This window comes from Brasilonema bromeliae SPC951 (genome assembly GCF_012912135.1).
GTDB lineage: Bacteria > Cyanobacteriota > Cyanobacteriia > Cyanobacteriales > Nostocaceae > Brasilonema > Brasilonema bromeliae.
This window is the reverse complement of sequence record NZ_QMEB01000317.1, coordinates 5497-5968: the sequence shown is the minus strand read 5'-3', so window position 1 is coordinate 5968 and position 472 is coordinate 5497. Positions and strand designations below refer to the sequence as shown.

Genomic DNA, 472 nt, shown 5'->3' with positions numbered 1-472 from the left:
AATGTGCGGGTTGATTTGGTTAAGCCTGTTGCTAGTACGGTAAGTTCAACAAGTACAACACAAAAGGAGGCATCTCAACAGCCAACTGTCAAAAAGATAATACCTGCACAGGGTTGGATATTTAATGAGAAAGGTGAGGTGCTGCTGGTTGGTTATGATCCTACTAAGACTGGTCCACAGCGATCCTCACCAGCACCTACTAGTAATTGTGCTGCGGTGAAATAGATACGTAGGTTGGGTACTGTGCCATTGGTGTCAATTTAACGTTCAAGCTTTGATTCCACGTTGATTTGACCTCACCCCGCCCTAACGGGCACCCCTCTCCTTAGTAAGGAGAGGGGAGGTTTTGGCAAGAGACAAAACCGGGGTGGGGTCATACGCGTGTTGCATTCATAAGTGTTACCTCACCCCGCCCTTACGGGCACCCCTCTCCTTAGTAAGGAGAGGGGAGGTTTTGGCAAGAGACAAAACC

Annotated in this window: 1 protein-coding gene; it reads left to right on the top strand. The window is 48.5% G+C overall.

Annotated elements, in window-relative coordinates; all coding sequences use genetic code 11:
* A partial coding sequence (locus DP116_RS26490; RefSeq protein WP_169157980.1) for a hypothetical protein occupies window positions 1-225 on the top strand: 225 nt, incomplete at its 5' end.
* Between the last annotated feature and the right edge of the window lie 247 nt (window positions 226-472).